Source organism: Flavobacterium sp., from assembly GCF_003525665.1.
In the GTDB taxonomy this organism is placed as follows: domain Bacteria; phylum Bacteroidota; class Bacteroidia; order Flavobacteriales; family Flavobacteriaceae; genus Flavobacterium.
The window spans coordinates 418-908 of sequence record NZ_DQDX01000208.1 but is presented as its reverse complement, the minus strand read 5'-3'; the positions used below and the strand labels follow the sequence as shown (position 1 = coordinate 908).

At 29.5% G+C, this 491-nt stretch carries 1 pseudogene; it reads right to left on the bottom strand.

Going from position 1 to position 491, the window contains the following annotated elements:
- Positions 1–39 precede the first annotated feature (39 nt).
- A pseudogene (locus DIU01_RS14595) lies at positions 40–491 on the bottom strand (restriction endonuclease subunit M); the annotation flags it as partial.

The window sequence follows — 491 nt, the reverse complement described above, 5'->3', positions numbered from 1 at the left end:
AAAAAGAAAATGACAAAAAAAGGAATGATAAAATGATGTCTAACTATTCTCAACAATTTCAATTTCCTCTTTCGTCAAACCATACAATTCATAAACCATAGCATCAATTTCTTTATCGGTTGTATTTATTTCATTTTGCAACTTATTAGCTTTTGCTTTATTTTCTTCAAATAAATCGATCCATTCAAATTCGTCTTTTTTGGTTAAAGGTGTGCCTTTTTGGGCTTTGATGGCTTTGTTGATTTCTTTGATGAATTCCTCAAACGTTACATCATACCATTTCTCTAATTTGCCCGATAATTTCTCCAACTTATATTGTCCCGAAAAATACTTGCTGAATTTCAAACTAACTTCTTGTAAATCTTTATTCAACGATAACATTAAATCGGCTTTTTCGATGAAAGGTTGTTGGTCGTTTTTAGTTGCAATTTTGATAGGTAATTGTTTTAATTGATAACCTTTTATTTTAGGAAATAACTGTTTACCATCCG